Here is a 25,627-nt window from a genome sequence, read left to right on the forward strand (position 1 = left end):
CAGTGTCACTGCAGGGCAGTTAATGCCGATCCCGGTGACTACCTCAAGTGGTTATAAAATAAAAGTCCATTTTTATTGCGCAACAGCGTAAAGACACGCAGATCATTGCGTCGGCTAAGGCAGGTAGGCCATGGGGTCTACCGGCTGACCATTGCGGCGAATTTCGAAGTGGAGCATATCGCGGTCGGTACCACTCGAACCCAGATCCGCTATCCTTTGCCCCGCCTTCACCCTCGCACCCTCGCCCACAAGGAGTTTGTCGTTGTGGGCGTAAGCACTGAGAAATTCCTCACTGTGCTTGATGATCAGAAGCTTACCGTAACCTCTCAGTGCGCTTCCGGCGTAAATCACTGTGCCATCCGCTGCTGCCAGAACAGATTCCCCCTTTTTACCCGCGATATCAACTCCCTTTCGCAAGGGGTCTCCGTGCCGGTACGTGGCCAGCACCCTGCCACGTACCGGCCACTGCCAATTTATGTCAGATTTGTGTCTGGCCGAATTTGACGATTTTTTAGTGGTTGCCGGAGGGGGTTTACGAGCCCTGGTTGCGGCCTTTTTGGCCGGGGGTTGTGGTCTTTCTGCGACCGCAACCGCCTTAGTGGCCACTTGCGCGGGCGCACGCCCGGCGAGCTGCAGACGTTGGCCAGGGAATATCCGATAGGGCGAAGGAATGCCATTGATCGCAGCTAACTCTTTGAAATCTCTACCATATCTCCAGGCAATGGAATACAGGGTTTCACCTCGGCTGACCGTATGGTGCTTGATTTTATGACTGGGTGGCTGTTGGAGGGTCGAGGTGGGAGCCAGATTACTGGAACAGGACGCGGCGCACACACAGAGTGTGAGAACCCAAAAAACCCTGCGCAGGGAATAGTAGAATTGGCACAATTTACCTTCTGCGAATTCAGAATTTACGCTGCTGAACTGTCGATAATTGCGCCGTTTCATTATTCTCTTTTTACATCAAAGGTGTGCATTTATGGAAAAAGTGTCTAAAAAATATCGTGGATTTCGCATCACCGAGAGGCAAAAAAAACCGGTCTGATTCGCAGCTGGCCAACACCGCCCTTCAACGTGGCCCCCCGCTGTCGCAAGTCCCCCAAATCACCCGTAATACGTCAGAAATCATCCGGTAGTCTTCCGCCCCACCCGGCTGTAATCCCCAACTTATTTTTCCTGTACGACATTTCCTACATGGCGCAAACTCAGCCACTCAACAGCGAGCACCAGAATCACTGCTGCCATCATTGCGGCCACGGCCCCCAGGAAATAGGACGGATGGCCGGATGCACTGGCAAATTCTGCAGGTAGAACGTTGGACATCATCGGCGCGAGTTTATCTCCATCGAGCCCGACCATTTCACTGGTTGCCAACTTCCACGGCCAGACAATTTTCAGGCTGCCAAGCAAAATGCCCACTAAAAATGACAATGTCACCGACGGGAACCGATGCATCAACCAGGAGAGCAGACGGCTGAATAGCAACAGACCACTTCCCGCACCGGCGGCGAACCACACAAGCGCGCTCAATTGGAATTGATGTACCGCCGCAATCACTTGCGGATAGATGCCAATCATCAGCAAGATAAAGGAGCCCGAGATGCCGGGCAGGATCATGGCGCAGATCGCCAGAGCACCGGAAAAAAACAGGGTGGTCGGCGTGGCGGTAATTTCCGTGGGGCGCATTTCACTCACGAGAATCGCGAGCGCAACCCCCAGAATCAGCGCGCCCCAGCATTGCCAAGTCCATCGGCTAACACGCCGTGCAATAGGCACTACCGACGCGAGAATCAAGCCAAAGAAAAACGCCCAGACCACAATGGGGTAGTTATGTAATAGAAAACTGATTAACTTGGCGAGACTGAAAATACTGGTAAGAATGCCCGCAAACAATGCCAGTAAAAAATTGCCGTTGATTTGACGCCAGGCTGCAGCAATACCGTCTTTAACAAGGATGGCGAACGTATGTGGCCCGATACGACTCAATGAATCCAACAGCTCCTGATAGATTCCCGTAATAAATGCGATGGTGCCGCCAGATACACCGGGCACGACATCTGCGGCACCCATGGCGATACCGCGCGCCGCCACGCCCCAGTATCGGCTGCGAAAAAACATCTGTGACATCAACGCACGACTCCGCTTAACAGGGGAACGAAGCGCACCGGCTCCGCCTTTTCCACATCAAAGCGGCTGCCGTCTTCACTGCGGGTAACGATGGTAAGAAACTGGCTGTCGCTACCCACAGGAATGACCAGAACTCCTCCTGGAGCCAATTGCTCCCGGAGTTCATCGGGCACGCTGGCTGGTGCGGCGGCACATAGAATGGCATCAAAAGGAGCCTGCTCCGGCCAGCCGAAACCGCCATTACTCAAACGCATCTCCACGTTGAAAATCCCCAGTTCCCGCATCCGCTGCCGCGCCTTGGTGAGCAGCGGCTCGATTCGCTCGACGGAATACAGCTTATCGACCAGGCGGGCGAGAATCGCGGTCTGGTACCCGGACCCCGCACCCACTTCCAGCACTCGAGCCCGGGAGCGCGCGCGGCTGATCAGCAATTCCGTCATGCGGGCAACGATATAAGGCTGGGAAATGGTCTGACCGTAACCGATGGGCAGCGCGGTGTCTTCATAGGCGCGCAGCGCCAGCGCCTCATCAAGAAACAGATGTCGGGGGGTGGATGCCATGACATCCAGCACCTCCTCACTGCGAATACCTTCCTCCCGCAAACGCTGAATCAGGCGGTTGCGGGTGCGCTGGGATGTCATTCCCAGGCCTTCGTGTCTCAAACGATCCATAAGGACGCATTATCTCCCTGCAAGCAATTCGCCGGAGCGCTATTTCCAAGGTACCTAAACCCCTAGGATATCCAGCGACTGGCCGGAGTCACAGATGCGCCACCGGTCACACTTTGTTGTCGTTTATTTTATTGCGCGGTCGGACCGATTGGCCAGTTCAGCCACCTCGCGCAGGACCGCCGTAGCGAAAGTACCTGGCGGCAGGGCAAAAGCCAACGTCAGGTCATCCCCCTGCCACTGGAACTGGAAGCCCTGCGGCTGCAGCACCAAAGACCGACGCTCCTGGCTGAGACCGCAGTGTTCCAACCAATCACACCAGGACCGCCAGGGCTGCATCGCGGCACTTTCCAGATCCAGCTGAGTACCAGCGGCCAGATTGCGGCCTCGCCCCCACAGCGGTCCGCTGGCGACGGGTTCCGGTTCACCTTCAAGCTGAACCTGCCAGTTGCCCTGCTCCACCCTACGCGCCAGAACCTGATTGAACAGCCAGCTGCGGGCAGCGGACATGGCGAATGCCTTCTGACTGCGTGGTGTACGCCTGCGCTTGCCCGCCCCCTGCTCTGCCAACATCGCCTCTACCAGATCCAGGTTGCCGCCATTGTGGCCAAAGCGCTGTTCGCCGAAATAGTTCGGCACGCCCTCCGCAATCCGCCCCAACACCGCCTCTGCCGCGGCGCGGTCCCCTTCCGCGTTGCGAAGACGAATCTGAAAACGGTTGCCCAGGTGTTCGCCGCGGCGCAGCTTGCGCTGGCCGCGGAAGTGCTGCAGCAACTGGACTTCTGCATTTTCAAGCTGCTTCCAGTCTGGTTCCGGCTTCTGCGCCAACCACACACTGAACCACTGAGTGGTAACAGCATGCCGGTCCTTGAGCCCGAAAAACCCTACATCATTGCTGTGCACTCCAGCCAGCTGCGCCAGCTGCTGGGCGACAAAGCCGGTATTGGCGCCGCGTTTGCGGATGTGCAGATAAACGTGTTCGCCATCTCCCTGCTGCGGCGCGGCGAGTTCATCTACCACAAAGTCTTCAGGTTCGGTGCGAAAGTCCGCCCGAATAGCGGTGCCACCCAGCGCGCGGGGCCAATCGAGATTCCATGTCGGCTCATGTTCGCTCACGGGGCACTTCCTGCGGCTCGGTCCAGCAGCACCACCGCTTGTGCGGCAATCCCTTCTTTGCGACCTGTGAAGCCGAGTTTTTCACTAGTAGTCGCCTTGACGCTGATGGCATCGGTACTCACCTGGCAGTCTGCAGCAATGTTTGCGCGCATGGCGTTGATGTGCGGTGCCATCTTGGGAGCCTGCGCGATCAGGGTGGCGTCGGCGTTGACCAGGCGGTAACCACGCTGGTGAATCAACCCCATCACATGGCGCAACAGCACGCGGCTGTCGGCACCGGAATAGGCATCGTCGGTGTCGGGAAAGTGCTGGCCGATATCCCCGAGCGCGAGGGCGCCAAGCAGTGCATCTGCCAGTGCGTGCAGCAGCACGTCACCATCGGAGTGCGCGACAAGGCCTTGTTCGTGGGGGATGGTGACGCCGCCGAGCACGACGCAATCGCCTGGGCCGAAGGCGTGCACATCAATGCCCTGGCCGATTCTGAGGTTCATAGGTTGTTTTCCAAAGAAGATTCGACGGCCCGGTGTTGCAGCAGGGCCTCCGCCAGCAGTAGGTCGGCGGGATGAGTGATTTTGAAGTTGCTGCGGCAGGCAGCTACCAGTTCAGGATGGAAGCCTGCTCGTTCAAGGGCGCTGGCCTCATCGGTGATGGCCGTGGAATTTTCCGCGAGCCCCTGCAGCAGCGTTTCACGCAATTTGCCGAGCGGTGCTTTCTGTGGCGTCTGCGCGAGCCAGATCTGGTCTCTCGGCAGGGTTTCCCGCACTTCCGTTTTACCGCCGCGCGTTTGAGAAAGTTTGACGGTGTCGCTCGCGGGTTGGGCGAGCAGGGCCATAGGTGCAGCGGCAAGCAGTTTTCGTATATCGGCGACTCTGACCAGAGGCCTGGCGGCGTCGTGGACGAGAATGGAGGTTTCCGGCGCTTCGCGCTCGCTCAGGTAGTCGAGGGCGGCGAGTACGGAGTCTGCGCGTTCGGCACCGCCGGTAACGGTCTGGATTCTGGCATCCTGCGCGCAGCGGAGTGTTGCAAATTCTGTATCGTCGGCGGCAATGGCAACGACGATGCCCTTAAGCCCGGGCCAGTGGAGTATGTTTTCCAGGGTGTGGGCAATGAGGGGTTTGCCGCTCAACGGCAGATACTGCTTGGGTTTGTCTGCGCCCATACGTTTGCCGGCGCCGGCGGCGGGGACGATGACCCAGTAGGAGGTTTCAACCGGGTTTACTGCAGTGGTCATTCTTTTTCCCGCGGTGACTGCTCAGGATTTTTTTTGTCCTGATCGAGAAAAATAAACAGGGTTTCGCCTTCTTTGATGAGGCCGAGGTCGTAGCGGGCTTTGGCTTCTACGCCGTCAGTGCCTTCTTTGAGGCTGCGGACTTCCCGCAGGAGTTGGCGGTTCTCGCGCTCGAGTGCAGAGTTTTTCTTCTGCTGATCATCAAGCTGCCGTTCCAGTCTGGTCACGTCCGCGAAACTGCCCTCGCCAACCCAGAGTCGGTATTGGGTAACCAGCAGCATTGCGGTGAGGATTGCCAGCAGCCATTTCATTTTGTGTGTTCTCTCTGGCCTTTGTTTGTACTGCGCACGGAATGAGGTCCGTGGCGGCGCAGCTACCGATGGCCCTTCCCGGGACACGCCGTGAACCCTTCCATGGGGGCTCTTCCGCGACATCCCTGTCGCAGAAGGTCCCGGGAAGGGCCATCGGTATCAGCGCCTTCGCTTCGGAGACTTAGCTACGAAGCGAGTTTCAGCCAGTTTACTCGGCCTGCCGAATTACTTGAACTCAGCGATGCCGCGGTAAGGCGCTTTGCCTTCCAGCTCGGCTTCGATACGCAGCAGACGGTTGTACTTGGCAACGCGATCGGAGCGGCACAGGGAGCCGGTTTTGATCTGGCCGGCGGCGGTGGCAACAGCGAGGTCGGCAATGGTGGTGTCTTCGGTTTCACCAGAGCGGTGGGAGATGACCGCGGTGTAGCCGGCGTCTTTGGCCATTTTGATCGCGTCCAGGGTCTCGCTCAGGGAGCCGATCTGGTTGAACTTAATCAGGATGGAGTTGCCGATACCCTTTTCGATACCTTCTTTCAGGATCTTGGTGTTGGTGACGAACAGGTCGTCGCCCACCAGCTGTACCTTGCTACCGATTTTGTCGGTGAGCACTTTCCAGCCGTCCCAGTCGCTTTCGTCCATACCGTCTTCGATAGAGATGATCGGGTAGGTTTCTGACAGTTGTGCCAGGTAATCGGCGAAACCGGCGCTGTCGAATTCCTTGCCTTCGCCGGCGAGTACGTACTTACCACCTTTGTAGAATTCGGAGGAGGCGCAGTCGAGGGCGAGGGTGATGTCGTCGCCCAGTTTGTAGCCGGCGGCTTCAACGGCTTCGGCGATGACTTTCAGGGCGCCTTCGTTGGACGGCAGGTTGGGGGCAAAGCCACCTTCGTCGCCGACGGCAGTATTGAGGCCCTGGGCAGACAGGACTTTTTTCAGGGAGTGGAAGATCTCGGCACCCTGGCGCAGGGCTTCGGCGAAGGTTTTGGCCTTAACCGGCTGGATCATGAATTCCTGGATGTCGACGTTGTTGTCGGCGTGCTCACCACCGTTGATGATGTTCATCATCGGCACCGGCAGGGTGTACTGGCCCGGAGTGCCATTGATCTCGGCGATGTGCTGGTACAGGGGGATGCCCTTGGAAATTGCAGCGGCTTTGGCGGCGGCCAGGGAAACAGCCAGGATGGCGTTTGCACCCAGTTTGGATTTGTTGTCGGTACCGTCGGCGTCGATCATGGCCTGGTCGAGGGCGCGTTGATCGGTTGCGTCCATGCCCACCAGCAGCTTGGCGATTTCGCCGTTGATGTTTTCAACCGCTTGCAGTACGCCTTTGCCCAGGTAACGGCTCTTGTCGCCGTCGCGCAGTTCAAGGGCTTCGCGGGAGCCGGTGGAAGCGCCAGACGGTGCGCAGGCAGAACCTACCGCGCCGCACTCGAGAATCACATCGGCGTTAACGGTGGGGTTACCGCGGCTATCCAATACTTCAAATGCTTTTACAGCAACAATCTTGCTCATGTTTACAACGGGCTCCTTGTTTTTCGGGAATTGGTTAATCGGGAAAACAGGTCTGTGAGGTTTGGATTTGGTGGCACATTTTCTGGGCCACTCATTTTGTCGTTATTCGGTTTCCGCTTTACTTGGTGTCGAGGTGTTCGAAACTCTTCACCACATCATCCACGGCTTTCATCTGCGCCAGGAAGGGTTCCAGCTTTTCCAGAGGCAAAGCACTGGGACCGTCGCACAGAGCCTTGTCCGGATTCGGGTGCGATTCCAGGAACAGCCCCGCGATGCCGATCGCAAGACCTGCGCGGGCGAGCTCGGTAACCTGGCTGCGACGGCCACCGGAAGCGGCACCACCGGGATCTCGCATCTGCAGTGAATGGGTTACGTCAAAAATCAACGGTGCGCCGCCGGTGGCATCAATCATGGTTCGGAAGCCGAGCATGTCGACCACCAGATTGTCGTAGCCGAAGCAGGCACCCCGCTCACACAGAATGATCTTTTCGTTGCCGCCCTCGGCGAATTTCTCCACCACATTCTTCATTTGTGGCGGGCTCATGAACTGGGGCTTTTTCACATTGATCACGGCCCCGGTAGCCGCCATCGCGGCGACCAGATCGGTCTGGCGGGCGAGAAATGCGGGCAGCTGGATCACGTCAACGACTTCCGCAACGGGCGCCGCCTGGTGCGGCTCATGGACGTCAGTGATCAGGGGGATACCGAAAGTTTTTTTGATTTCAGCGAAAATCTTCAGCCCCTCTTCCATGCCGGGGCCGCGATAGCTGTGAATGGAGGAGCGATTGGCCTTATCGAACGATGCCTTGAATACATAGGGTATACCGAGCTTGTCCGTCACCGTGACATAGTGCTCGGCCACCCGCATGGCCATGTCGCGGGATTCCAGCACATTCATGCCGCCAAAAAGGGTAAACGGATTGTCATTCGCAACCTGCAGGTTGCCCACCTGGATGGTTTTCATCGCTTTCAATATCCTTGTCGCGCCTCCCTTGAGAGGCGCAGGTATTCAATTTCTCAGCGCCGACGGACTGAATGCATCCCGGCGAAATTTATTTCGCCTGACTGTGCTTCAGTGCCGCAGCCACGAAACTCTCGAACAGCGGGTGGCCGTCGCGAGGCGTAGAGGTGAATTCCGGATGGAACTGACATGCGACGAACCAGTCGTGCTCCGGCAGTTCGACCATTTCCACCAGGGTATCATCCGCGGACCAGCCACCGATTTTGAGACCGGCTTTCTGCAGGCGGTCAACGTAGTTGTTGTTCACTTCGTAGCGGTGACGGTGGCGCTCGACAATAACATCCTGGCCGTAAATCTCGCGGGCTTTAGAGTCTTTCTCCAGCCGGCACTCCTGGCCACCGAGGCGCATGGTACCGCCGAGATCGGACTTCTCATCCCGTGTCTCAACCTTGCCGTCGCTGTCGATCCACTCGGTAATCAGGCCGATCACCGGGTGCGGGGTTTTGACATTGAATTCGGTGCTGTTGGCGCCTTCAAGGCCCAGCACATTGCGCGCGTACTCGATTACCACGGACTGAAGGCCGAGGCAGATGCCGAGGAACGGAATATTGTTCTCGCGGGCATAGCGCACGGATTCCAGCTTGCCTTCCAGGCCGCGCTCGCCAAAGCCGCCGGGCACCAGAATAGCGTCGGCACCCTTGATCAGGTCGAGGCCATTTTCCGCTTCCACGTCTTCGGCATTGATGAAGTCGATGTTCACCCGGGTGCGATTCTTGATGCCCGCGTGCACCAGGGATTCAATCAGGGATTTGTACGCGTCCAGCAGTTCCATGTACTTGCCGACCATGGCGATCTTGATTTCGTGATCAGGGTTCAGCTTGCCGTCGACCACCGCGTCCCACTCGGACAGGTCCGGCGCCTGACATTCCAGCTGCAGCTTTTCGACAACAATGTCGTCGAGACCGTATTCGTGCAGCATACGCGGCACGCCGTAAATGGTTTTGGCATCGGGCAGCGGCACCACCGCGCGCTCTTCCACGTTGGTGAACAGCGCGATCTTGCGACGGGAATCGTCGTCGATGGCGCGCTCGGAACGGCACAACAGGATATCCGGCTGCAGACCGATGGAGCGCAGCTCTTTTACGGAGTGCTGGGTCGGCTTGGTTTTGGTTTCACCGGCAGTGGCGATATAGGGCACATAGCTCAGGTGCATCAGCAGGGTGCGATTACTGCCCATTTCCACGCGCAGCTGGCGCACGGCTTCCAGGAACGGCTGGGATTCGATATCGCCCACGGTACCGCCGATCTCGACGATAGCCACGTCCATATCGCGGCCGCCTTCGATGACACGGCGCTTGATCTCGTCGGTAATGTGCGGGATCACCTGCACTGTGCCGCCCAGATAGTCACCGCGGCGCTCTTTGCGCAGCACGGTTTCGTACACCCGGCCGGTGGTGAAGTTGTTGCGCTTGGACATGCGAGTGCGGATGAAGCGCTCGTAGTGGCCCAGATCCAGATCCGTCTCGGCGCCATCTTCGGTTACGTAAACCTCACCGTGCTGGAAAGGGCTCATGGTGCCCGGGTCTACGTTGATGTAGGGGTCTAGCTTCAGGATCGTGACCTTGAGACCACGGGCCTCCAGAATAGCGGCCAGAGAGGCGGAGGCGATACCTTTCCCCAACGAGGAAACCACGCCGCCAGTGACAAAAATGTAGCGCGTCATGCAAAACCTTGGTCAGTTGAATGCCCGACGGGTTCGGGCGTGCGGGACTGGCTCAGGGGGCGCAGCCTCGCGCAACCTGGTGCCATTGAGATGGGACGCCAGACTACCAGAAAGCGGTTTTCTGCTCAATCGGAAAACCGCCATTGAGGGGGGCCGGCAGGTCCCTCCGCGGTGACGAAAAGATCGCCAACCGCCACCAGAACCCCGCCCTGGAAAATGAGCGGTACGCGATCCCGCAACCACGGCACCAGTCTGTACTCCTGCAGCAGCCTTTTCAGGGTCTGGGAGTGATGGCGCTCTCTCGGTTTCGCCCGCTCTCCACCGGCGCGAAAGCGAACCACGTAGTCGCCAACGGGCCAGTCCTTTCCAGGCCTCAGAGTCCAGCCGCCGAGCAGACGCAGTTCGCTTACCCCATTCCACCGCCATTCACCTTCACTGTCCCGGTTCAGAGGATGCAATTCTGGTGTGAGATAAAGGCGATCGCGATAGCGGCGCAGTACGCGGTCGCCCAGGGGGGCCTCCGGTACGGCATCCTCAGTGGCCTGCGCCTGCCACAGCGCCTGCTGCAGGTGTGCCGCTTCCGGCATTTTTGCCCCCAATCGCGCCAGCCAGCCCCGCAGCAGGTTTCTGCGCCGCGCTTCTGAGAGCGAGAGGAAAGCCGCAAGCTCGATGCTTTCCCCAAAGGTTTCCCGCCGGCAGTCACAGCGCGACAGATCCTCCACCGCCAGTTCGCCAAGCAACCCGGCGGCCTCGCCAAGATTGTCCGCTGCCCGGGCCACGCGTTCGCCAATCGGCCAACGCGCCGACAGGGCGGGGATCACCTGACGGCGGAGATAGTTGCGTGTCAATGCCAGGTCCGCATTGCTGTCGTCTTCCACCCAGCTGAGCCCTTGCTCAAGGGCATACCGCTCCAGCTCCGCGCGGCTCGCCGCTAACAAGGGGCGCAACAGGGATCGCATACCGCTCGGATCCCCCAGAGACCGACGCTCCGCCATGGCCGCAAGCCCACGCACTCCGGCGCCGCGAACCAGTCGCAGTAAAAACGTTTCCACCTGATCGTCGGCATGATGGGCGAGCAGAATCTGATCGCCGGGCGCCATGTGCTGCTCGAACGCCCGATATCTCGCGTTGCGCGCCGCCTGCTCCAGCCCGCCGTCCCTGCGATCCACCCGCACCCGGCATACGGTCAATGGCACCCCCAGCGCACCCGCTACTGCTTTGCAGTGGGCCAGCCACTCATCCGCGTGCGCGCTCAGGCCATGGTGTACGTGAAGGGCAGTAAACGGCACTTTCGCGCACACCAATAGATGCAACAGCACCGTGGAATCCAGCCCTCCGGAATAACCCAGCCACAAACACCCCTGCGCGGGATGGCGCTGCAGGCAGTTCGCCAACCGCTGCGGGAGCTGGGATGTAGCGTTTCTTTCAGGCATCAGGCTTAGGGACTTAGCAGGCTTCGAGACGGCCATTATACCCGCCCCGCAATCCATCCGAGCGCCGCCGGCTCCGTAGACATGTGCGACAACATAAAAAGAAGCATCACAACAGGAGGTGGAGTTCGCTCACAGTTTATTCATTTTGACCCCACAGTCTGTTGCCGCGGCTTGCGGCTCAGATACCATACAATTAATAGTCATTAAGACTATTAACGGCCGCGATACGGCAACCTTGTTTTTCTGCCCGGTCGCTGCCACCCGATAAGCGAGATAAAGAGAGAAACAGGAAGTTAATATGAAACAGATTGAAAAAGGCCCACGACCCGCTATGCGACGGCGCCTGACCGGCATCCTCACTGCAATGCTGCTCGGCGGCGGCGCCCACACCGCCGTTGCCAGTTGCGAATACAGCGTGAACAACGACTGGGGTTCAGGCTTCGTTGCCAGCGTCCGCATCACCAATAACACGGCCAGCCCGGTGAGCAACTGGCAGGTGCAGTGGCAGTACAGCGGCGACAATCGTATCGTGAACCATTGGAGCTCGGACATCAGCGGCAACAATCCCTATGTGGCCAGCAACGCGGCGTGGAACGGCAGCCTGCAACCCGGGCAGACCGCGGAATTCGGTTTCCAGGGAACCGCGGCGGCCGGCGCTGAGATCCCGCAAGTGGCCGGCGCCCTGTGTGCCAGTGGCAGTTCATCATCAGGCGGCTCCAGCTCCAGCAGTTCATCGGGTTCGAGCAGCTCATCCTCCAGCTCCAGCAGCTCATCGAGCTCATCCGGAGGCTCGTCCAGCAGCTCCTCATCGTCCGGAGGCTCCACCGATCATCTTTACAGCCTGGCGCCCTTCCCCATTGGCGTGGCGGTGTCTGCCGGCAATGAGAACCGCAGCTTCCTCAGCATTCCCGAGAAGCAGGCGAGCATCACGCAGCACTTCAGCCAGCTTACCGCCGGCAACATCATGAAGATGAGCTATCTGCACCCGGCAGAGAACACCTACGATTTCGCCAACGCCGACCAGATGGTGAACTGGGCACAAACCAACGGCATCGGTGTGCACGGCCACACGTTTATCTGGCACTCCGACTACCAGGTGCCATCGTGGATGAACAGCTACAGCGGCGATTTCGAAACAATGCTGAACAACCACGTCAGCACCATCGCCGATCACTTTGCCGGCCGGGTCGAGAGCTGGGATGTGGTGAATGAGGCCATCGATGAGAATCAGTCCAGCTGTTATCGCAATTCGTTGTTCTATCAGCGTCTCGGCAGCAGCTACATTGCCAACGCATTTAACGCCGCCGATGCCGCCGATCCCGCTGCAGACCTTTACTACAACGACTACGACACCGAGGGCGGCAACAGCAACAAGCTGAATTGCCTGCTGCAGATCGTGGACGGCCTGCAGGCGAACAATGTGCCCATTGACGGCGTAGGCTTCCAGATGCACGTGCAGATCGACTGGCCGTCAACGTCGCAGATCCGCAGCGCCTTCCAGGCCATCGTCGACCGGGGCCTGAAGGTGAAGATCACCGAGCTGGACGTGCCGGTGAACAACCCCTACGCCTCCACGCCCTTCCCGCAGTACACCAGTTATACCCCGCAAGTGGCAGCACTGCAGAAGGCCCGCTACAAATCCATCGTGCAGGCGTACCTCGACGTGGTGCCACCAAACCTGCGCGGCGGCATCACCGTGTGGGGACTGTGGGATGGCGACAGCTGGCTGCTGGATTTCGACAACCGCCAGGGTGTCGACGACTGGCCGCTGCTGTTTGGCGGTCCGGCCAATGGACCCTATGAGGAAAAAGCCGCGTTTGATGGGGTCGCGGAAGCACTGCTTGGACAGTAATTCAGCAGGCCCTGTGTAATCGGATGCCCGATTCCCCGCGAGTCGGGCATCCCCCGTTTGCCGCCCCATATCCCCTTACCCGTCCCACATATTTCCATCATCCCAGCCAAACTGGGACTGCCCACTTGCGGAAACTGCGCCCACCTTCAGCATTTTGTCCAAAGTAGGACGCTTTTCCCCATTCCGAACGTCACCATAGAGATACCCATGTATTCGGGTGTCCGTGTGCAGAATCTGTACGCACAAGCAGAACAAATAACTGAAAGACTGGGCGTCCATGCCCTCCCCACAATAAAAAAGCAGGTAGTCACTCATGCAAGCGATTGAGAACTCCATCGACGGTGTCCAGGGCGCAGCCCAGAGCCGTCAAGACGCTCCACCACTCCCGTTCATTGTCCTGATTTGCGGTGTCGCCACCATCGGCGGATTCCTGTTCGGGTTCGACAGCGGCGTGATCAACGGTACCGTTACCGGCCTGCAGCAGGCGTTCAACTCCAATACCGCCGGCACCGGTTTCAATGTGGCCTCCATGCTGCTGGGTTGCGCAGTGGGCGCCTTTTTCGCCGGGCGGCTGGCGGACCTGTGGGGCCGCAAAACCCTGCTGCTGATCTCCGCGGTACTTTTCGTAATCAGCGCCTGGGGCTCGGGTATCGCCACCAGTTCGCCGGAGTTTGTGTTCTATCGCATCCTCGGCGGTCTTGCGGTGGGCGCGGCCAGCGTGATGTCACCCGCCTATATCAGTGAGATCGCCCCGGCAGCGATCCGCGGACGCCTGATCACAATTAACCAGATCGCGATCATTTCCGGCCTGTTTGCCGCATTTGTCAGCAACTACTGGCTAGCCAATGTAGCCGGTTCCGCCGTCAACGAGTGGTGGATGGGCTACAACGCCTGGCGCTGGATGTTCTGGATCGAGATTGCGCCGGCGACCCTCTTCTTCCTCGCCCTGCTGCTGATCCCCGAAAGCCCGCGCTATCTGGTGCTGTCCAAACAGACATCCAGAGCCACCGCAGTTCTGCGCAAGCTGTACGGCGAGGCGGCGGTCGCACAAAAACTGGAAAGCATCCGCGAATCCGTGGCCGGCGATCACCGCCCGCGCATGTCGGATCTGCTGGAAGGCACCGGCCAGCGTCTGGGCAAGGTACGCAAAATCGTATGGGTGGGCATCGGCCTCGCCGTGTTCCAGCAACTGGTGGGCATCAACGTAGTGTTCTATTACGGCGCAGTGCTGTGGCAGGCGGTGGGCTTCTCCGAAGCAGATGCACTGATGATCAACATCATCTCCGGTGCCGTCAGTATTGCCGCCTGTCTGATCACCATGGCGCTGATCGACAGGATCGGTCGCAAGCCGCTGCTGCTGGTGGGCTCCATTGGCATGGCCGTTACCCTTGGCCTGGTGGCCTTCGCCTTCGCCAATTCGTCGCTGGTAGATGGCAAGCTGCAGCTGTCCCAGAGCATGGGCCTGCTTGCGCTGATCGCCGCCAATGCCTACGTGTTCTTCTTCAACGGCTCCTGGGGACCGGCGATGTGGACCATGCTCGGGGAAATGTTCCCCAACCAGATCCGCGGTTCCGGCCTGGCGGTATCCGGCCTCGCGCAGTGGGTGGCCAATTTCGGCATCACCATGACCTTCCCGATCATGCTGACCGGCATCGGCCTGGCGGGTGCCTATGGCATCTACACTCTGTTTGCCTTGCTCTCTATCGCCTTCGTGATCTATATGGTGCACGAAACCAAAGGGCTGGAGCTGGAGCAAATGCGCGGCTGATCCGCGTCCGATCGTTGAATTGTCTCTCCGGGGGAGGAGTCATTCCTCCCTCGCCCCATTCCCTCCGGTACCCCGGACGCAGGTACACCTTGTCGGCCAGCGGATTGGCGAACGCTTTGCAGGGACGCACTTTTTTCTGAATTGACTGACATTCCGGGGCCCGATCCGGCGCCTCGCACGTCTTAACAGCGGGGACGTGATGCGCTAGCCAGATTGCGCCAGCTATCGCTTCACTCACCATTTCCTGAAGGCCGGAAGGCCTGAACTTGTGGGCGCTTTCGTTCTCACCCTTTCTCGGGAGCGCCCACTTTTTTTTGGACCAACAAGAATTCCAACCCGGAGTGACCATGACTCAATCAACCGGTAACCTGACCGGAATACATGCCAGGCCCCTTACCGGGCTGTACGCCAAGCGCCTCGCTGTCGGTATCGCGCTCGCTATGGGTCTGGCGGCCTGTGGCAAATCCGGAAACGATCACACAGCCGCCGCCAAGTCAGAAACTGCAGCACCGGTTCAGGCGGCAGCCGTTGCCGAGAGTGCGGAAGGCCTTTCACTGGAAAACTGGCCGGCGCTGAAGCCCGCATTACCCCGTGATGAAAAACTGGAGGCCCGTATTGCCGATCTGCTCTCGCGTATGACGCTGGAGGAAAAGGTCGGGCAGATGATGCAGGCGGAGATCAAATCAATAACCCCCGAAGAGGTGAAGCAGTACCACATTGGCTCCATCCTCAACGGCGGCGGCACCTTCCCCAACAACGACAAATTCGCCACCCCGGACGACTGGCGCAAGTTGGCGGACGCTTACTTCGCCGCATCCATGGACACCAGCGATGGCGGCGTAGCCATACCCATTATCTGGGGCAGTGATGCCGTACATGGCCACAACAATGTCATCGGCGCAACCCTGTTCCCGCACAATATCGGCCTGGGCGCCGCACGGGACCCGGAACTGATCCGCCGCATCGGCGAGGCCACCGCCCGCGAAGTGGCGGTGACCGGCGTCGACTGGACCTTCGCACCCACCATCGCCGTGGTGCGTGACGACCGCTGGGGTCGCACCTTTGAAAGCTACTCCGAAGACCCGGATATTGTCGCCGCCTACGCCCGGGAAATGATCAAAGGCATCCAGGGCGACAAGAACAGTGAAGAATTCCTCGATGGCCGCCACCTGGTTTCCGCCGCCAAGCACTTCGTCGGCGACGGCGGCACCACGCGCGGCATCGACCGCGGCGACACAGAGGTAAGCGAAAAAGAGCTGGCCGAGATTCACGCCGCCGGGTACTTCACCGCCCTGGAATCCGGCGTACAGTCAGTAATGGCATCGTTCAACAGCTGGAATGGCAAGCGCCTGCACGGGCACAAATACCTGCTTACCGATGTACTGAAGAACCGCCTGGGCTTCGATGGCTTCGTGGTGGGTGACTGGAACGGCCACCGCTTCGTGGAAGGTTGTACTGTCGACAGCTGTGCGGCTGCGGTCAATGCCGGCCTCGACATGTTTATGATCACTTCCGAATGGAAAGCACTGCTCAAAAACACCATTGCCCAGGTACGCAACGGCGAAATTCCAGAGAGCCGCATCGACGACGCGGTGAGCCGAATCCTGCGGGTAAAAATTCGCGCGGGTCTATTCGAGCGCGACCGCCCACTGGCGGGCAAGACCGGTATTATGGGCAGCGAAGAGCACCGTGCTATCGCCCGCGAGGCCGTGCGCAAATCCCTGGTACTGCTGAAAAACAATGATCAGCTGCTTCCAGTAGACGCGCGCAAAAATATTCTCGTAACAGGTAACGGCGCCGACAGTATCGCCAAGCAGAGTGGCGGCTGGACCATATCCTGGCAGGGCACCGGTAACACCGCGGAAGATTTCCCCGGCGCTACATCTATCTATACCGGCATCAAACAGGCAGTGGACGCCGCCGGCGGCACGGTGGTGTTGAGCGAAAACGGCGAAGTACCGCAAGACGCCTTCGGCAAAGGTGGAAAGCCGGACGTCGCCATTGTGGTCTACGGCGAGGACCCCTATGCAGAATGGCATGGAGACCTCGCCAGTATCGAATACCAGCTGGGCAGCAAGGAAGATCAGGAACTGCTGCAGAAACTGCAGGCACAGGATATTCCGGTAGTCAGCGTGTTTCTTTCCGGCCGCCCGCTGTGGGTGAACAAAGAGTTGAACCTGTCCGATGCCTTCGTGGCCGCATGGTTGCCGGGCTCCGAGGGCGCGGGAGTTGCCGATGTGCTGTTGACCGATAGCGAAGGCAACAAGCGCTACGACTTCACCGGGCGCCTGTCGTTCAGCTGGCCCGAGCTGGTGCACCAGACGGTGATCAACCGCGATGACGCCAACTACCAGCCGCTGTTTGCCTACGGCTACGGGCTCGATTACAGCAGCGACGCCCAGCTGGCCAACAACCTGAACGAAGATGGCGAGTCCTATGTCGACGGCAATCTCGAAGACGCCTGGCTGATGGTTTCGCGTCCGCAGGCTCCCTGGAAACTGTTTATCGCCGACGGCGATCAGGAACCTCTCTGGGTCAGCGGCAATCTCGCACGCAGCGACGACAACAATATCACCGTCGCATCCATCGATATGCTTTCCCAGGAAGATGCCCGCGCGCTGACCTGGAAAGGACTTCGCGCCGGCAGTGTGGTGCTAGAGACCCGCAAACCCCAGGATCTCAGCCGCTATCTGGACGAGGGTGCCGCCCTCACTATGGACATCCGCGTGGATCAGGCACCAGAGGCAGCCGTGTTCGCACAGATCACCTGTGAGGGTCCCGAGTGCAACGGCAAATTGCCCCTGCAGAATGCATTGAACGCCCTACCCAAGGGCGACTGGTCGCAGGTGTCCATCGACCTCCAGTGCTTTGCCGACGCGGGTACGGATTTCACCAGAGTGTCCCAGGGCCTGTCGCTGCACAGCGAAGGCAAACTCGCGATGGCGGTGGCAAATATCAAGTTTGTACCCGGCGCTGGCGATCAGGCACAAATTCGCTGCGGGAGCTAAGGCATGCTATTTGAACGTCCACTGAAAAAATCGGCCATTGCTCTCGGGCTCTCTGCGCTGCTGGCGGCATCCGCCAGCAGCGCAGAAGACGACACCATCCGCCTCAGTAAAGATTCCCTGAAGCTCGCGCTGGACCCCAATTATGGCGGCCGTATCACCGAGCTGTGGTACGGCGACCGCGACCTGTTGGCAGTGCCGGAGCCCGGGGAAAACAGCTTTGGCTCCACCTTCTGGCTGAGCCCCCAGACCCTGTGGAACTGGCCACCGATCCCTGAGCACGACACAGCGCCCTACGCAGTGACTGCAAAAGACAAGCATTCGGCCACTGTCACCAGCGCCTATGGCGGCGGCGCTCGCATCAGCAAGACGGTTACAGTCAATAATGGGCAGAGCGCCACCGTGCACTACCGCATCGACGCGGACAAAGATTTCCCGGAAATCGCCGCCTGGGAAATCACCCGGGTACCCAGCCGCGGCCTGGCCTTCGCCCCGGTGACAACCGACAGTGTTAAAACCGTGCGCGGCCGGATGGCCTATGAACTGGAAAATGACGCACTGTGGCTGCCGATGGAAGCGGACGCACCGCTGGTGGAGGGAAAGGTCGTCGCCAACGGCACCGAGGGCTGGCTGGCCTACGCGGTAGATGGACTGCTGTACCTCAAGCTCTACCCAAAGGTCGCCATGCGCGAAATGGCCAGCGGTGAAGGGGATATTGAACTGTACCTTTCCGGCGAACTACCGTTTCTGGAGCTGGAAGTACAGAGCGCCGCCCGTCGTCTGCAGCGCGGCCAGGGGTTGGATTGGTCGGTGGAATGGCTGCTGCTTCCTCTGCCCGAAGATCTCAAAATCCACAGCGGGTCGCCGGACTTGCTAGCCTTCGTGCGCGAACAGATCAAACTGGCATCGCCTACCCGAACTCCCTAAAAACATGCACTTGCGCCGCAGCCACCGGCTGCGGCTTCTTTATTTTCTGACACAGCCGTGAACGACCGGTCACCACACAGACAGGAAAACATCAATAGAAACTGTTCCAAATTGTGACGAAATGCTAAATTTGCCGGCAATTACTTCCGACATTGAACCGAACAATAAGAGGTACTCCCATGGTTCAGTTAGTCGTCGACTCCGGCTGTGACCTTCCCGATGAGTTCCTGCGTAAATTCAAGATTCCCGTCCTGCCTCACCGCGTGAGTGTGGGCAATGAGGTCTTCGGCGATCAGCGCAACCCTGCGCAGATGAACCACTTTTATTCTCTGTCGCTGGTAGATCGCTCCCGTCAGGTGAACTCCGGCCCTGCCGGTGAACCCGAGATCGAGCAGATTCTGGCTAGGCTGGTGCAACAGGGTCAGCAAGACATTGTCGTCCAGACCATCAATGCCGCTAACAGCCCCACCTATGCCAATGCGCAAAGTGTCGCCGGCAGGCTGAGCAGCGATTCTGTCAGGATTCACACCGTGGACTCCCACACACTGTTCTCCGGTCAGGGACTGCTGGCACTGTTCACCCTGTCGCTGATGCAGAAAGGACTCACGGGCGCACAGATCAAATCCCGCGCGGAAGAGTTCGGGCGTAAGATTGTCGGCTACGCCGCGATCAAAGATGTGTACTACCTGCGCGAACGCGGACGACAGAAAAATGAAAAAAGTGTGAGCTGGTTGAAGGCCTTTATGGCTAAGTCGCTGGACCTTCACCCTATTCTCTCCATGACCTGGCAAGGTTCCGCGGTAGCCGATACGGTAAAAACCTACAGCGCGTGTAGCGAGCGCCTGTTTCAGCTGGCAGAAGAGAAAATCGCCGACAAAGCATTGCTGATGCCGGCCGTGGTGGTGAGCATTGCCGGCGCCCTTCAGGATTTGGATCAGGTGCCCGGATTCAAAGCGTTTGAAAAGATTGCCGCCGCGCACAAGGTAAAAATCTATCGTTCGGTAATGAGCCTGTCCGGTGGTATCAACCTCGGCCCCGGTACTGTAGCCCTCGCAATCGCTGCCCGTTAATTCCTTCCTTGCCGATCAGGCGCACCCACCGGTGTCGCCTGATTACTCCGTGCGACCTGAAAACACCAATTCTGCGTTGAGCACCGCGACGCAGAGGAACAATCACTTCCCGGTACCGCTAGACTGAGAAAAACCGCTTTACGCCCTTTCCTGCCTGGTGAAAAAGATGTACCGCAATTTCGCCGTTTTTTTTGCGCTGATTTTCGCACTGTCCAGTGTCAGCGCGCGCGCAGATTCCGACCTCGCCAAACAACTCAGCAATCCCGTCTCAGACCTCATCAGCGTTCCCTTCCAAAGCAATTGGGACAATCGCGTCGGTCCGCTGGAGGCGGGGCGTAAATACACATTGAATATCCAGCCGGTAATTCCGGTTTCAATCAACGACAACTGGAATCTCATCAGTCGCACTATTCTTCCGGTAATGAACCAGGAAGACATTTTTCCCGGCAGTGGCGATCAGACCGGGCTTGGCGATACCACCCAAAGCCTGTTCTTTTCCCCCAAGAAGCCAACCGCAGGCGGGATAATCTGGGGTGCCGGCCCAATACTTCTCGTCCCGACTGGCACAGAGCCACTTCTCGGCACGGAAAAATGGGGCACAGGCCCTACCGGCGTCGTGCTAAAACAGACCGGACCCTGGACCATCGGCGCGCTCGCCAACCACATCTGGTCTTTCGCCGGCAGCGACAATCGCGCCGATGTGAACAGCACATTCCTGCAGCCTTTCCTGGCCTACAACACACCCAATGCCTGGACCTTCACACTGCAAACCGAATCTACCTATGACTGGGAAGCCGAGCAGTGGAATGTGCCCGTACATTTTCTGATAGCAAAGGTGTTCAAGGTGGGTAAGCAGACCTATCAGATTCAAGCTGGTCCGCGCTATTACGCAGAAAGTCCCGAAAACGGTAGCCAGGACTGGGGCTTCCGGCTCAACTGGGTAATGTTGTTTCCCAGTGCCAGCAAATAACCCCTTGAATGCTATTCAACCGAACTGATCCACTATCGTCATCCCCAGAGGGAACCGCTTATGACGAGCCTACTCGGCAGACCTCACCCGACCGTCAGAAATGTTCTCGCCATATTCATCATTGGATTAATCGCACCAATGGCCCACGCTGGTGGAGTGATGCTGTGGGAAATAGGCACGCCCACACTCGGCACCGCAAGTGCCGGTTGGGCGGCGATGCCGGAAGACGCGTCAACGGCCTTTACCAATCCCGCAGGAACCGTGTGGCGCAGTGATACCCAGGTGCGCGCCGCGGGGCAAATGCTCTATGGCGACGTGGGCTTCACCAACGGCGGCGAGTCGAATGTGCCCGGCAATGACGGCGGCAACCCGGTTGGGTGGTTTCCCGGTGGCGGCGCCCACGCTGCGGGTGTTTTTTCCGAGAGATTTGGCTGGGGAGTGGCGATGACGGGCAACTTCGGTCTCGGACTGGATTACAACGACGACTGGGCGGGGCGGCGCTTTGTTCAGGAGGCAGATCTCATCGGTATGAGCCTGATCCCCTCCCTGAGCTGGAAAATCAACGACTGCCTTTCCATCGGCGCTGGACTGAATGTGATGGGTGCCTTTTTTGAGTATGTCTCCGCGCCCAGAGCGGGACTGATTCCCGCAGATGCCCATCTTAAATACGAGGATATTGACGTGGGTTACGGCGGCAACGCGGGCATTATCTATCGCCCGGTCGACAGCACCACGTTCGGCATTACCTACACCTCAAAAGTGGATTTGACCTTCAGCGACAATCTACGGCTGAGCGACTTCGGCCCTCTGTTTGAGCCGGCCGTCGCACGCCTGAACGGAACCCGCACCCAAATCGACATGACGGTCCCGGCCACAGTGACGGCCAGCCTGCAACAGCAGTTGACCCCCTATACCACGCTCTACGCAAATCTCGCCTGGCAAGACTGGTCGGAATTTGCCGGCCTGACCCTGGCGCTAGATAACCCAAATCAAACTTCGATATTCGTGGATCAAGGTTACCAGGATACCGGCCATTTCGCCCTCGGCATCCGCCACAGATTTTCGCAAGGCGCTCTGCAGGACTGGAACCTGTCCACAGGCTTCGCATTTGACAGTTCAATGCAAAATGAATCCGACCTCACCGCCAACATGGCCACCGGCAAGGCGTATCGATTTGGCCTCGGTGCCGGCAAAGCCTTATGTCCCGGCGTGACAGTGGATGTAGGCTACACCTTCCTCTGGTCTGGCAATCTCGATATCGATCAGCAGGGACGCCCACCATTCAACCCGAGGCTGCAAGGCACCTACAAAGACACAGCAATGCATTTTATTGGTGGCTCGGTGCAGTTCGAATTCTGAACGAAACAAAACCGTAGCCGTGGACTCAGGAAGACGTATTCAAGGACGGAAATTATGATTCGACGATTCTCTCAAGTGGTTATGCGGCCACTGGTCGCCGTTGGCATTATTGCATTTTCATCTGCTCTGGCCCTCGCGCAGAATGCGGCAACGAACACAACCAAAAACAATAATGCCGCAGTCAAGTCCGAACTTCCGTTTAGTAATACGCAAGACTTTGAGGACGTTAAAAAAGGGTTTATCGCTCCACTGCCTGACAACGGCATCATTAAAAATGCAAAAGGCCAAACAGTGTGGGATCTGGGTGCCTATAGCTTCGCCCAGGGCAAAGAAGCGCCGGATACGGTAAACCCGAGCCTTTGGCGGCAACTGCAGTTGCTTTCCGAAGGCGGCCTGTATGAAGTGACACCGCGTATTTACCAGGTGCGCAGCGCAGACCTTTCCAATATCACGTTTATCGAAGGAGATAGCGGCGTCATCGTTATGGACCCGCTGATTTCTGCCGAAACTGCCAAAGCCTCACTGGATTTGTACCGCAAACACCGCGGCAACAAACCCGTGGTGGCTGTGATTTACACCCACAGTCATGTGGACCACTACGGCGGTGTGCGCGGCGTGGTGGATGAAAAGGATGTGCAATCCGGCAAGGTGAAAATCATTGCCCCGGAAGGTTTTCTTGAGGAAGCGGTGAGCGAAAACGTGTTTGCCGGCAATACCATGGGGCGTCGCGCCTCCTATATGTACGGTAACCTCCTGCCGAAAGATCCCAAGGGGACGCTGGGCACCGGTCTCGGTCTCGGCACCTCCCCGGGAACTATCACCATCATTCCACCGACCGACACCATAACCAAAACCGGACAGCAACTTAAAGTAGACGGGCTCACTTTTGAATTTCTATTGGCACCGGGCACCGAAGCTCCCGCGGAAATGCACTTCTATATCCCCGAACTGAAAGCCGTAACCGCAGCGGAAAATGCCACCCATACACTGCATAATCTGTACACCTTGCGCGGCGCCAAGGTACGCAATGCCAAAGCGTGGGCGAATTACCTGAACGAAACCCTGCAACGCTGGGGCGATAAAGCGGAAGTGCTCTATGCCCCGCACCACTGGCCCACCTGGGGCAATGAAAAAGTGGTGGACCACCTGAAGAAGCAGCGCGATCTGTACAAGTACCTGAATGACCAGACCCTGCGTATGGCCAATCACGGTTACAACATGGTGGAAGCTGCGGAGATGATGGAACTGCCTGCGGAGTTGGCGCAATACTGGGCCAACCGCGGCTACTACGGCAGTGTCAATCACGATACCCGCGCCGTGTGGAACTACTACCTCGGATTCTTCGATGGAAACCCCGCGCGACTCTACCCGCTGCCTCCCACAGAAGCCGGCAAGAAATTTGTGGAATACATGGGCGGAGCAGACAGCGTATTGCAGAAGGCCCAGAAAGATTATGATGCTGGAAACTATCGCTGGGTGGCACAGGTGCTGGACAACCTCGTATCAGCGCAGCCAAACAATCAGAAAGCGAAAAACCTGCTGGCCGATGCTCTGGAACAGATGGGTTACCAACAAGAAAATGGCCCATGGCGAAACTTCTTCCTGAGCGGAGCCAAAGAACTGCGTGAGGGGGTAAAAAAACTGGCGATGCCCGTTACCGCGAGCCCCGACACTATTGCCAATATGCCGATTGAAATGTTCTTTGACTACCTGGGTATCCGCCTCAATGGTCCCAAGGCTGCTGGGAAAAAAATGGCGTTCAACGTTTCACTGCCGGATATCAAGGGCAACTACTCTCTGGTAGTGGAAAATGGCGTATTGAACTACGGTCCACCGGTGGACAAGCCCGATGCCACCGTCACCATCAACCGTACATCACTGGATGATGTGATCATGGGCACCGCAGGCATCGACGACAAGGTAAAAGATGGCTCCGCAAAACTTGGTGGCGACGGCGCCAAGTTCAAAGAGTTTCTTGGCATGCTCGATACGTTTGATTTCTGGTGGAATGTTTCCACGCCGAACCCACCCCCTTCCGAGTGATATTCAGTTTCGTATGGATTAATCCGGCCGGTGTGCACAGCCCACCGGCCTTTTTCTCAGTAATTGCCATCATATCTGGGACTCCACCGGTAACCAGGACAGAATCCAGGAAAGCCAACGCTGCCACACGGTCGTTTCCGGATCTTTGGTTTCAACCAGTGCTTTGCCGTCGCCATCCCGTGCGCGCCAGCGTATCTTTCCCTGTGCATTGAGTGAAAGATGCCAGGCAGAATCACCCGCTACCCAGTCTTCAAAAAACGCACTCAACTCCTGATTGATGGACTCATTTTCCATCAGCAGGCCGATTTCCGTGTTCTGCAAGAGCGATCGACTATCGAGATTGATGGAACCGACGAAGCCAAGACTATCGTCTACTACAAAGGTTTTCGCATGCAGCGTCGCGCGGGACTCACCCTGAAACCAGCGTTTGCGCCGCTTTTCGCCCGACGCCTTACGCAGCTCCCAGAGATCCACGCCCTTGCGCAACAACTTTTTTCGGTAGCGCGCATAAGCGCCGTGCACGATCGCCACATCATTGCTGGACAGTGAATTGGTGAGAATGTCCACATTCACTCCGCGCTGCTGCAACCCAGTGAACAGTGTCGTACCTATATTACCGGGAATGAAGTAAGCAGCGCTGATCCTCAGATTAGCACTGCTGTTGCGGATGACCTTCTCCAGTTGATACCCGGGAAATTTCTCGACCGGGATGCGATCTCGGTGGAGAGCTTTCTCCGGAGGATCGGCAAACAGCGTGCCTCGCCCCCACTGAAAGGGAATCGCTCCCGCAAGGATTTCGCCAGCCATTTGCGACTGCCTCAGAGCATCAGTGAATTCAGACTTCGCCTCATCCTCAAGGAAGGCCTTCACCTTGCGGCGGAGGTCATCCAGGCTCTGATCTTCCAGGTTATCGAGCGACAGTTCGGTGACCGGCACCGACACCGGATTGTTCCAATAATCATCAAAAATCTGTTCCGCATCCGGTAGTACCCCACCTAGGGCCATCACATCCACATCAAGAAATTCCACATCCGAACGGGAAAAGTAACCGTCGGCGATATTCCGCCCACCGGTAATCATCACCAAGCCATCGGCGACAAGCAGTTTGTTGTGCATGCGATGATTGATCCGGCCGAGGTTTGCCGCCTGTTCCAGGGCACGGCGGAGTCCGGAGCGCCCCTCTACCGGATTGAATATACGAATCTCGATCAGAGGATGCTCATCCAGAGTCAGCACCAGCGGATTGACTACGCGGGTGCCCAGGTCGTCCACCAGCAGGCGCACCCGCACACCGCGATCTGCTGCCTTCAGTAGGAGGCTCATGAGAATGCGCCCGGCACTGTCATCTTCGTAAATGTAATACTGGAGATCCAGGGATACAGTGGCGGCTTCAATCAACACGGTCCTGGCAACAAAGGCCGACAGACCATCCTGCATCAAATAAAAACCGCTGGTTTCTGCCGGATGATTCTCCAGCTCGCGCTGCACAGCGCGGGCAAGAGGACTGTTTTTCGGTGAAGGCCGCACATATGACGCCGGAAATTTCGAGGAGCT

Annotated in this window: 20 protein-coding genes; 8 read left to right on the forward strand and 12 right to left on the reverse strand. The window is 58.1% G+C overall.

Annotation, left to right across the window (positions count from 1 at the left end; all coding sequences use genetic code 11):
* Window positions 1-114: 114 nt before the first annotated feature.
* The 11 genes from FDY93_RS19715 to tilS form a co-directional block, all read right to left on the reverse strand.
* Window positions 115-417, reverse strand: a complete 303-nt coding sequence (locus FDY93_RS19715; protein ID WP_240914347.1) for a peptidoglycan DD-metalloendopeptidase family protein — start codon at window positions 415-417, stop codon at window positions 115-117.
* Between the two features lie 750 nt (window positions 418-1,167).
* Window positions 1,168-2,127 (reverse strand): DUF368 domain-containing protein, encoded by a 960-nt coding sequence (locus FDY93_RS06460; RefSeq protein ID WP_138234921.1) that lies wholly within the window; start codon window positions 2,125-2,127, stop codon window positions 1,168-1,170.
* The gene (locus FDY93_RS06465) at window positions 2,127-2,798 is read right to left on the reverse strand and encodes a protein-L-isoaspartate(D-aspartate) O-methyltransferase (protein ID WP_171018909.1); all 672 of its coding nucleotides are present in this window, start codon (window positions 2,796-2,798) and stop codon (window positions 2,127-2,129) included. Before FDY93_RS06465 ends, FDY93_RS06460 begins: the two co-directional genes overlap by 1 nt.
* Before the next feature lie 123 nt (window positions 2,799-2,921).
* Entirely contained in the window at window positions 2,922-3,911 is a 990-nt protein-coding gene (truD, locus tag FDY93_RS06470) for a tRNA pseudouridine(13) synthase TruD (RefSeq protein WP_138234922.1), read from the reverse strand.
* Entirely contained in the window at window positions 3,908-4,402 is a 495-nt protein-coding gene (gene ispF / locus FDY93_RS06475; protein ID WP_138234923.1) for a 2-C-methyl-D-erythritol 2,4-cyclodiphosphate synthase, read from the reverse strand. The genes truD and ispF overlap by 4 nt, the downstream gene beginning before the upstream one ends.
* Window positions 4,399-5,142, reverse strand: coding sequence for a 2-C-methyl-D-erythritol 4-phosphate cytidylyltransferase (gene ispD, locus FDY93_RS06480; RefSeq protein WP_138234924.1), 744 nt, complete (start codon window positions 5,140-5,142; stop codon window positions 4,399-4,401). Before ispD ends, ispF begins: the two co-directional genes overlap by 4 nt.
* Window positions 5,139-5,450: a septum formation initiator family protein gene (locus tag FDY93_RS06485; protein ID WP_138234925.1), complete on the reverse strand. Its 312-nt coding sequence runs from the start codon at window positions 5,448-5,450 to the stop codon at window positions 5,139-5,141. The genes ispD and FDY93_RS06485 overlap by 4 nt, the downstream gene beginning before the upstream one ends.
* A gap of 225 nt (window positions 5,451-5,675) precedes the next feature.
* Window positions 5,676-6,962, reverse strand: coding sequence for a phosphopyruvate hydratase (gene eno / locus FDY93_RS06490; RefSeq protein ID WP_138234926.1), 1,287 nt, complete (start codon window positions 6,960-6,962; stop codon window positions 5,676-5,678).
* Window positions 6,963-7,080: 118 nt separating this feature from the next.
* Window positions 7,081-7,926 carry a 3-deoxy-8-phosphooctulonate synthase gene (gene kdsA, locus FDY93_RS06495; protein ID WP_138234927.1) on the reverse strand — a complete coding sequence of 282 codons (846 nt, stop codon included), beginning with the start codon at window positions 7,924-7,926 and terminating at the stop codon, window positions 7,081-7,083.
* A gap of 88 nt (window positions 7,927-8,014) precedes the next feature.
* Entirely contained in the window at window positions 8,015-9,646 is a 1,632-nt protein-coding gene (locus FDY93_RS06500) for a CTP synthase (RefSeq protein WP_138234928.1), read from the reverse strand.
* 125 nt (window positions 9,647-9,771) lie between these two features.
* Window positions 9,772-11,079, reverse strand: a complete 1,308-nt coding sequence (gene tilS / locus FDY93_RS06505; RefSeq protein WP_138234929.1) for a tRNA lysidine(34) synthetase TilS — start codon at window positions 11,077-11,079, stop codon at window positions 9,772-9,774.
* A 298-nt stretch (window positions 11,080-11,377) separates the two neighbouring features.
* On the opposite strand from tilS, the gene FDY93_RS06510 reads away from it, so the two are divergent.
* The 8 genes from FDY93_RS06510 (at window position 11,378) to FDY93_RS06545 (ending at window position 24,073) form a co-directional block, all read left to right on the forward strand.
* A complete protein-coding gene (locus FDY93_RS06510) occupies window positions 11,378-12,931 on the forward strand; it encodes an endo-1,4-beta-xylanase (RefSeq protein WP_171018910.1) in 1,554 nt (517 codons plus the stop codon).
* A 313-nt stretch (window positions 12,932-13,244) separates the two neighbouring features.
* Window positions 13,245-14,699, forward strand: coding sequence for a sugar porter family MFS transporter (locus FDY93_RS06515; protein ID WP_138234930.1), 1,455 nt, complete (start codon window positions 13,245-13,247; stop codon window positions 14,697-14,699).
* 347 nt (window positions 14,700-15,046) lie between these two features.
* Window positions 15,047-17,707, forward strand: coding sequence for a glycoside hydrolase family 3 protein (locus FDY93_RS06520; RefSeq protein WP_246068485.1), 2,661 nt, complete (start codon window positions 15,047-15,049; stop codon window positions 17,705-17,707).
* A gap of 3 nt (window positions 17,708-17,710) precedes the next feature.
* Entirely contained in the window at window positions 17,711-18,631 is a 921-nt protein-coding gene (locus tag FDY93_RS06525) for a DUF4380 domain-containing protein (protein WP_138234931.1), read from the forward strand.
* A gap of 179 nt (window positions 18,632-18,810) precedes the next feature.
* Entirely contained in the window at window positions 18,811-19,701 is an 891-nt protein-coding gene (locus FDY93_RS06530; protein ID WP_138234932.1) for a DegV family protein, read from the forward strand.
* A 166-nt stretch (window positions 19,702-19,867) separates the two neighbouring features.
* Window positions 19,868-20,671, forward strand: coding sequence for a transporter (locus FDY93_RS06535; protein ID WP_138234933.1), 804 nt, complete (start codon window positions 19,868-19,870; stop codon window positions 20,669-20,671).
* A gap of 60 nt (window positions 20,672-20,731) precedes the next feature.
* Window positions 20,732-22,030 carry an OmpP1/FadL family transporter gene (locus FDY93_RS06540; RefSeq protein WP_138234934.1) on the forward strand — a complete coding sequence of 433 codons (1,299 nt, stop codon included), beginning with the start codon at window positions 20,732-20,734 and terminating at the stop codon, window positions 22,028-22,030.
* Window positions 22,031-22,084: 54 nt separating this feature from the next.
* Entirely contained in the window at window positions 22,085-24,073 is a 1,989-nt protein-coding gene (locus FDY93_RS06545) for an alkyl/aryl-sulfatase (protein WP_138234935.1), read from the forward strand.
* Between the two features lie 69 nt (window positions 24,074-24,142).
* On the opposite strand, the gene FDY93_RS06550 is transcribed toward FDY93_RS06545, so the two are convergent.
* On the reverse strand, window positions 24,143-25,600 hold the full coding sequence (locus FDY93_RS06550; RefSeq protein ID WP_246068486.1) for a phospholipase D family protein: 1,458 nt from the start codon (window positions 25,598-25,600) through the stop codon (window positions 24,143-24,145).
* Between the last annotated feature and the right edge of the window lie 27 nt (window positions 25,601-25,627).

It is taken from the genome of Microbulbifer harenosus, from assembly GCF_005771435.1.
Taxonomy (GTDB): Bacteria; Pseudomonadota; Gammaproteobacteria; order Pseudomonadales; family Cellvibrionaceae; genus Microbulbifer; species Microbulbifer harenosus.